General features: G+C 68.2%; 7 protein-coding genes and 1 pseudogene. 3 read left to right on the top strand and 5 right to left on the bottom strand.

Going from position 1 to position 6,718, the window contains the following annotated elements:
* Nucleotides 1-802: ethanolamine ammonia-lyase reactivating factor EutA (locus tag ACFQEU_RS09415; protein WP_379781505.1), on the top strand; the 802-nt coding region annotated here is incomplete at its 5' end.
* A gap of 53 nt (nucleotides 803-855) precedes the next feature.
* On the opposite strand, the gene eutC is transcribed toward ACFQEU_RS09415, so the two are convergent.
* From eutC to ACFQEU_RS09395, 4 genes are all read right to left on the bottom strand, one after another.
* The gene (gene eutC, locus ACFQEU_RS09410; protein ID WP_379781503.1) at nucleotides 856-1,758 is read right to left on the bottom strand and encodes an ethanolamine ammonia-lyase subunit EutC; all 903 of its coding nucleotides are present in this window, start codon (nucleotides 1,756-1,758) and stop codon (nucleotides 856-858) included.
* The gene (locus tag ACFQEU_RS09405; RefSeq protein WP_379781501.1) at nucleotides 1,758-3,119 is read right to left on the bottom strand and encodes an ethanolamine ammonia-lyase subunit EutB; all 1,362 of its coding nucleotides are present in this window, start codon (nucleotides 3,117-3,119) and stop codon (nucleotides 1,758-1,760) included. The genes eutC and ACFQEU_RS09405 overlap by 1 nt, the downstream gene beginning before the upstream one ends.
* 148 nt (nucleotides 3,120-3,267) lie before the next feature.
* A complete protein-coding gene (locus ACFQEU_RS09400) occupies nucleotides 3,268-3,882 on the bottom strand; it encodes a metal-dependent hydrolase (RefSeq protein WP_379781499.1) in 615 nt (204 codons plus the stop codon).
* Nucleotides 3,883-4,197: 315 nt separating this feature from the next.
* Entirely contained in the window at nucleotides 4,198-4,770 is a 573-nt protein-coding gene (locus tag ACFQEU_RS09395; protein WP_379781497.1) for a DedA family protein, read from the bottom strand.
* Nucleotides 4,771-4,883: 113 nt separating this feature from the next.
* On the opposite strand from ACFQEU_RS09395, the gene ACFQEU_RS09390 reads away from it, so the two are divergent.
* A complete protein-coding gene (locus tag ACFQEU_RS09390; RefSeq protein ID WP_379781494.1) occupies nucleotides 4,884-6,257 on the top strand; it encodes a DUF2238 domain-containing protein in 1,374 nt (457 codons plus the stop codon).
* A 66-nt stretch (nucleotides 6,258-6,323) separates the two neighbouring features.
* Complete coding sequence (locus ACFQEU_RS09385) at nucleotides 6,324-6,446, top strand: hypothetical protein (protein ID WP_379781492.1); 123 nt, start codon at nucleotides 6,324-6,326, stop codon at nucleotides 6,444-6,446.
* On the opposite strand, the pseudogene ACFQEU_RS09380 reads toward ACFQEU_RS09385, so the two are convergent.
* Nucleotides 6,422-6,718 (bottom strand): annotated as a pseudogene (locus ACFQEU_RS09380) (hypothetical protein); the annotation flags it as partial. The gene ACFQEU_RS09385 and the pseudogene ACFQEU_RS09380 sit on opposite strands and share 25 nt — an antisense overlap.

Genomic DNA, 6,718 nt, shown 5'->3' with positions numbered 1-6,718 from the left:
GGCCGCCATCGCCGACGCGCTCGTCGGGCCGCCGTTCGACGACGTGGTCGAGTCGCTCGCGATCGGTCCGCTCCCGGAGCGCCCGGTCCGTCTCGACGACGTCGTCCTCACGGGCGGCGTGGGATCGCTGGCGAACACCGTTGACGACCGGAGCGTCGATACCTTCCGTTTCGACGATCTCGGGCCGCTGTTGGCGGCGTCGCTTCGGCGAACGCTCCGCGGGCACGCCGACCTCCCCGACCGGCCGCTGACGCTCTCGGAGGACCTACGGGCGACCGTCGTCGGGGTCGGCACCGAATCGACCACGTTCAGCGGGCGGACCGTCTGGCTTCCGACCGACCGGCTCCCGCTGCGTGACGTGCCGGTCGTCGTGGTGGATCCACCGGGGGCGACCCGCTCATCGGAGTCGCCGGAGCCGCCGGAGGCTCCCCGTAACCGTTTCGAACGGGCGATCGGGTCCGCTCGGGCGCTCTACGACGTTGACGACGTGTCCGGGCTCGCGCTGTACCTCCCGGAGGTCGGCTCGCTCGCGTACGACGACCTCGGGGAGACGGCGGACGGGATCGCGGCCGCGCTTCGCTCGCTCGACCGATCGACGGCACGGTCGGTGCCGGTCGTGGTCGTTACCCGGGAGAACTGCGCGAACGTGCTCGGACAGCTCCTCGCCGCCCGCTTGGACGAGCCGGTGCCCGTGATCGACGAACTCCGCCTGCGGGCGGGCGTGCGGTTGGACGTCGGGAAGCCGTTCGCGGGGCGCGAAGCCGTCCCCGTCGTCGTCAAGACGCTCGCGTTCGGCGGCTGACTCCGTCGTTCGCCTCGCCCGTTCCGCCGTCTTCCGTTCCCCTCTCCTCGACGCTACTTCTGGAAGTCACGGTCGTCCTCACGGAGGTCGAGCCCGCTCGCCTCCTGCTCGCACATCTCCGCCAGCAGGTCCGCGATCGCGGCACCGGCCTCGGCGGCGGGAAGCCCCCCGTCGTGGATGTTCGAGATCACGGACTTGCGCGCGGTCGGCGTCCCTCGCTCGGGGCCGTACACCATGTAGGCGCTGAGGCTCTCGGCGGTGCGGAGCCCCGGCCGCTCCCCGATGAGGATCACACAGCAGTCGGCGTCGAGCACCTCGCCGATGGCGTCCATCACGTCGACACGGCCGAACTCGACGAACACCGGCGTGCCGACGTCGAGGTCACGCGCCGCCAACCCGTCGAGCAGCGCCGGCAGGAGGTCCGGGAGGTTCGCCTCGACGGCCGTCGAACTCAGCCCGTCGCTGGCGATCAGCTGGACCTGCGGGCCGACCCGGCACCGTTCGCGGAGGTAGTCGGCGGTCTCGTCGTCGATCTCCCGGCCGAGGTCCGGACGCGCCAGGAACTGCTCGTGGTCCTCGACGAGGGTGCGAACGGAGACGAGTCCCAGCTCGTCGATCACACCCTCGTCGACCCGGCTCGTGACCGCGTCGCGGGCCACCCCGTGGTCCTCGCGGAACCGGAGGAGGGTGTCCGTCGTCGGACGCGGCCCCGCGCGCCCGACGCCGAGCCGTGACGGGCTCCGTGAGACGATCCGATCGAGCGCGTCCGCGTCGACCGGATCCCTCACTCCTACTCTCGGCGGGTCCGGGCGATCCGGATCGTGGTCCCGTCGATCCGGGTCCGCTCCGCCGTTCGCTCCCGTTCCTCCGTCGGTTAGGGGCTCCGTGTCTTTCGTGGCGTCAGTCTCGATCGTGGCGTCGGTGTCGGAGTCTCCGCCGGCGTCGTTCCGGCTCATCAGTAGAACCTCGTCGGGTCGCCGGCGCGTTCGGTCAGCTGCCCGTCCGCCCAGATCCCGACGTCGGCGAGCCACTCGCGGAACTCCGGCGCGGGCCCCAGATCGAACACCTCCCACAGCGCGGCGGCATCGTGGTAGCTGTTGGACTGATAGTTCAACATCACGTCGTCACCCATCGGGACCGTGATGAAGAAGTTCGCGCCCGCGGCGGCGAGAAGGACCGCGAGGTTCTCGATGTCGTTCTGGTCGGCCTGAATGTGGTTCGTGTAACAGGCGTCGATCCCCATCGGGATCCCGTGAAGCTGGCCCATGAACACGTCCTCCAGCCCGGCGCGGATCACCTGCCGGCCGTCGTAGAGATACTCCGGGCCGATGAAGCCGACGACGGTGTTGACGAGGAACGGGTCGTACCGCTTCGCGAGGCCGTAACACCGGGCTTCAAGCGTGAGCTGGTCGACGTCCTCGTGCGCGTCGCCGGAGAGCTCCGACCCCTGTCCCGTCTCGAAGTAGGTGACGTTCGGCCCCGACGCGGTCGACCGTCGCTGGGCGAGCTCGTGCGCCTCGTCGAGGAGGTCGACGTCGACGCCGAACTCGTCGTTTCCCGCCGCCGTCCCGGCGAGGCTCTGAAACAGCAGGTCCGCCGGCGCGCCGTCACGGATCGCCTCCATCTGTGTCGTGACGTGCGCGAGACAGCAGTTCTGAGTGGGGATAGACCACTCTTCGATGAACTCGTGGGTCGCCTCCAGGACGTCGGTAACCGTCCCGACACCGTCCTCGACCGGGTTGATCCCGATCACGGCGTCGCCGACGCCGTAGGAGAGCCCTTCACGGGTGGAATCGAGGATCCGGTCGACGTCGTCCGCGGGGTCGTTGGGCTGGAGCCGGAACGAGAGCGAGCCGTCGGTGCCGACGGTGTTGTTACACCGCGCGGTCACCGTCATCTTCGACGTGGCCAACACCAGGTCCACGTTGGTCATGACCTTCGTGACGGCCGCGATCATCTCGCTCGTGAGCCCCGGGCGGATCGCCTTGATCTCCCGGTCGGTCGTCGCCCCGTCGACGAGGAACTCCCGTAACTCCGCCACCGTCCAGTCGCGGATCCGGTCGTAGATGGGCTCGCGAACCGCGTCCTGTATGACGCGGGTCACCTCGTCGTCCTCGTAGGGGACCACCGGGTTCTCACGGAGCGTTTCCAGCCTGGTTTCCGCGAGGGCCCGTTTGGCCGCGACGCGTTCGGACTCGGAGCCGGCGGCGACCCCCGCGAGCTGATCGCCGGTTTTCTCCTCGTTCGCCTTGGCCAACACCTCCCGTATCGAGTCGAAGCCACGGGCGGACCCGGGATCGACGGTGTGTTGTGACATACTGTCTCCTACCGGCCCGCTCGACGCCGAGGGAATTGAAACTTTGCTACTTGTTACCAAACCCCGTTTGTGATACTACAACAGCGATTGTTCTCAGTCGGGTCGGACGCCCGCTCTCGGTCGGGTCAGATCTCTCCTCTCGGCCGGATCAGACGCCCCCGTCCTCACGGTAGCGGTCGGGCACGTACGGGAGGACCGGATCGGGGAGGAGCCGGACCACCCGCGGGGCCAGCGCCGCGAGCGGGCGTCGGAGGAGGGTGTAGCCGAGCGCGACTGCCAGCGTTCCGGCGACGAGGAGCCACAGCCGACCAGTGAGGACGACGAGCAGCGGGACCGCCAGCGCCGCCGACAGCGCGAGGTCCTCGACCGCGCCGTCGTAGCGGACGAGTCGACGGGGACGGACCCACGCCCCGTGGTAGTGGCTGTACACCGCCCGGTCGGAGTTCCTCTCCCAGGGCCGCAGCTCCAACCCCGCGCCGAGCACGTCGGCGGCGGTGTGGCACGCCGCGCCGAGGAGGAAGAACGCGAGCGCGACCGTGGCCGTCGACGGGACTGTCGCCGCGAGCGGAACCGCGATCACCGCCGCAACGGCGTAGTACACCGGATAGTGAAGCGTCTTGCGGTGGCCGGCGTACAGGTCCAGGTCCGGGAACATCCCCCCGAGAAATCCGGCGACGAAGCCGACGGGGGCGAGCTCCGGGTTCACGGCCCACAGCGGGAGCGCGAGCGCCATCCCAGCGAGCACGTGGGTCGGAAGCATCATCGTATCGGAACGAAAGCGACAGAAAGGCTTGAACGTATCGCCCAAGTATATAAACACGGGCTGAACGCCGCCGTGTCGCGAGCGAGCTGGTATCACTGATCGGCGGTCGGCGCGTGTCACCGATCGGCGTCCGGTCCGAGTTCATCGATCGCCCGAGCGAGTGCGAGGGTAGCGGCGACGGCGAGGAGTTCGACACCTTATAAGTGAACTCACGACCGCTCTCGACACCTTATAAATGAACTCACGACCGCTCTCGACACCTTATAAATGAACTCACGACCGCTCTCGACACCTTATAAGCGACAACGACACCGGTCACAGGAACCGTTCCAGACTTAGGTCCCACGGGAGGAACTGGAGCGCCTCTAACAGCCCGTTGGCGACGGCAACGAGCAGCACCATATATAAGCCGTTGCCGAGCGCCGACAGCAGGACGAACCGCCGCTGCGGGTAGTCGCTCAGGCCGGCGGGGACGGTCATCAACCCTCGGAACCCCGGCGTCGCGTTGGAGAGCCAGATCGCGTGGCCGCCGAACCGGTCGAACCAGCCGTCTATCACTGCCATCCGTCGCTCGCCGATCCGGCCTTTCACCACGGTGGGTACGCGGTCGAGGTACGGAACGAGCCGGGCGACCCCGCTGTCCGGGTCGGTTTTCCCGCTGAACCCGCGATACAACACCAGCTGCCCGGCCGTCGCCGATACGACACAGAGCGCGGCGACGACCGCCGTGAGCGCGAGCCCGGGTTCCGAGACGACGACGTAGAGGAGGAACAACACCGACGGGTGGAGCAGCTTCCCGACCAACAGCCCCTCGACGAAGTAGAGCCCGACGAGTAACGGGGAGCCGACCGTGATCACCAGCCCGCCGAGCGTCGTGTCGGGATCCATGTCAAGCGCGCCTCGCTACCGTACCGACGGCGGTACACGAATTAGTCCCGGCGATCCGCACCCGCCGTCCCGGACCAGTATACCTATCCGCGTATACCCCCTCTCGTGTAGCGATGGGTGCTTCCGACGGTCTCGCGGCGTACTTCGGGCGGTCACGGCGAAACGCGGTCCTCTCCTGGCTACTCGTCGCCGTGTTGACCGTGACGATCGTCGCCGGCGCGTTCCTCGACCGTCGCGAACCGGTGCTGTTCAGCGTCGTGGCGATCGCCGTCGTCGCCGCACCGGCGATCAAGTTCCGAGACCCCGCCGTGGTCCCCCCGTGGTACTTCGTCGGCCTCGTGTGCTTACCCGTGTTGTGGGAGGCGTTCGCACCGGCACCGCCCACGACTGGCTTCGTCTCCAGCCTCGCGGTCGCGACGCTCGGGCTGTTGATGACCGTCGAGCTCGACCGTTTCACGCCCCTGCGGCTCGTCCCGTGGTTCGCGGTCGTCCTGACCGTTCTCCTGACGCTCGCGATGTCCGGGCTGTTGAACGTCCTCCGCTGGAGCTCCGACGTCGTCTTGGGGACCACGTACCTCCTCGACGGGCGGTCACAGGACGCCGTAAACGCCGCCGTGATGGTCGAGTTCGTCTACGCGACGGTCGCGGGGCTGGTCGCGGGAGTAGTGTTCTACCTGTACTTCGAGCGGGCCGGTCGCGGGGGCACGACTCCCGCCGGTCCGTCGAGTTCGACGGGAACTCAGTCGACCGCGGCGGGAAGAGACGGATCGGTCCCCTCCCGAGCACTCGGCGAGCCTGACGCGGTCGGGGAGGCCGACACGGTCGAGAACGCCACGGGCGTCGTTTTGAGCGACCGGCTGGGGATCGCGACACGGCGGCAGGTCCAGCTCGTCCGGTTCATGCAGGTCGTGCTGGCCGGGCTGTTCGTGTACGGCCTCTGGTCGCGGCAGATCGCCGTGGTGACGAACGCCGCGCTCGGGCTCGGGATCACGTTCCTTCCCGCTATCTTGGAGCGCGACTACGAGGTCGCCATCGAGCCCGGGCTCGTGTTGTGGGTGACGCTCGCCGTCTTCTTACACGCGCTCGGGACGGCGGGGTTGTACGACGCGATCTCGACGTGGGACCATCTGACACACACGCTGTCGGCCACGGTCGTCGCGGCGACGGGCTACGCGGCGCTGCGGGCGATCCACCTCCACAGCGACACGATACACCTGCCGCGGTGGGCGTTGTTCTCGTGTCTGCTCGTGTTCATGCTGGCGATGAGCGTGATCTGGGAGATATTCGAGTTCGTCGTCGACCAGGGGGCGCTCCGCCTCGACATGGAGCCGATCCTCGCACAACACGGTATCAACGACACGATCGTCGACATGATATTCAACCTGGTCGGGTCGGTGATCGTCGCGACCTGGGGGACGGTGTATCTCACCGAGATCTCGGAGTCGCTCGCGCGCACCCTCGAAAGGCAGCTCGGAACTGCCGACTGATCGAGATCGGCACCGTCGAGGGGTCGGATTCCGGACCGAAGAGCGATCGAACCCGAGTCGATAGCGATGGCGACGACACGGATCGCGCCGCCGCCGCCGATAGCGACGACGACGCCGATAGCGACGACGACGCCGATAGCGACGACGACGGCGCTGGGTCACCGCTATCGCATCCCGATCCCGGAGTAGCCGCAGGCGTCACACGAGAGCGTCTCGCTGGCCCCGAACGTGTACGCCGACAGCGACGCGCCACAGCGCGGACACGGGTCGCCGGCCGCCAACGGCGGGTCGTATCGAACGTCCGCGACCACGACTCGAACGAGCAACTCCGCGTTCGCCGACTCGTCGACCGCCCCGCCCCAGATGACGTTCGCGTCCGCGCCGATCCGGTCGCGGACCCGCCCGATCCCGTCCGTCGCGGCGGTGATGCTCGTGTCGGGGTCGACGACCACGTCGACGAG

The sequence above is a fragment of the Halorubrum tibetense genome, from assembly GCF_042661865.1.
GTDB classification, from domain to species: domain Archaea; phylum Halobacteriota; class Halobacteria; order Halobacteriales; family Haloferacaceae; genus Halorubrum; species Halorubrum tibetense.
Note: the sequence above shows the minus strand (reverse complement) of the source record. Positions and strands in the feature narration are given on the sequence as shown.

What these genes read in the sequence shown, in the direction of transcription:
- eutC (WP_379781503.1), bottom strand. Translation starts at nt 1,758, where the DNA reads ATGAGCCGGAACGACGCCGGCGGAGACTCCGACACCGACGCCACGATC.
- ACFQEU_RS09395 (WP_379781497.1), bottom strand. Translation starts at nt 4,770, where the DNA reads ATGGATCCCGACACGACGCTCGGCGGGCTGGTGATCACGGTCGGCTCC.
- ACFQEU_RS09405 (WP_379781501.1), bottom strand. Translation starts at nt 3,119, where the DNA reads ATGTCACAACACACCGTCGATCCCGGGTCCGCCCGTGGCTTCGACTCG.
- ACFQEU_RS09390 (WP_379781494.1), top strand. Translation starts at nt 4,884, where the DNA reads ATGGGTGCTTCCGACGGTCTCGCGGCGTACTTCGGGCGGTCACGGCGA.
- ACFQEU_RS09400 (WP_379781499.1), bottom strand. Translation starts at nt 3,882, where the DNA reads ATGATGCTTCCGACCCACGTGCTCGCTGGGATGGCGCTCGCGCTCCCG.
- ACFQEU_RS09385 (WP_379781492.1), top strand. Translation starts at nt 6,324, where the DNA reads ATGGCGACGACACGGATCGCGCCGCCGCCGCCGATAGCGACGACGACG.